This window comes from Megasphaera cerevisiae DSM 20462, from assembly GCF_001045675.1.
Lineage (GTDB): Bacteria > Bacillota > Negativicutes > Veillonellales > Megasphaeraceae > Megasphaera > Megasphaera cerevisiae.
On record NZ_LEKT01000202.1, the window covers coordinates 1 to 508 of the forward strand.

1 protein-coding gene is annotated in these 508 nt (G+C 36.6%); it reads left to right on the plus strand.

The features are described from left to right. Nucleotides 1-482: HEAT repeat domain-containing protein (locus AB840_RS15735; protein ID WP_048515742.1), on the plus strand; the 482-nt coding region annotated here is incomplete at its 5' end. Nucleotides 483-508 lie beyond the last annotated feature (26 nt).

Sequence of the window (508 nt, forward strand, 5' to 3'; positions counted from 1 at the left end):
CTTCAGACTGGAAAGAAAAATTAAGAATGTTGAAATCATTCCCAACACCGACATTTGATGATATTCCTTTATTAGACGCTGCATTAAATGAAGAAAAAGTGCCACTACGTCGTGAAGCAATTGTGTTATTAGGCATGATTGAAGATCGTCAAATCCTACCCTATATTTATAAGGGAATACATGATAAAAGTCCTGCAGTACGACGTACAGCAGGCGATTGTCTAAGCGATTTAGGATTTAAAGAGGCACTACCCGAAATGGAAAAAGCACTTGATGATCCACAGAAAATCGTTCGCTGGAGAGCAGCAATGTTTATATTTGATGAAGGAAACGAACAACAATTAGATAGTCTAAAAGCGCATGCCGATGATTCAGCATATGAAGTTAAATTACAAATTGAAATGGCTATTTCTAGAATAGAGAAGGGCGATGAAGCCCTCGGCTCTGTTTGGAAACAAATTGCGAATAGAAATAAATCCTAATCAATGAATAAAGGAGTATATCAATA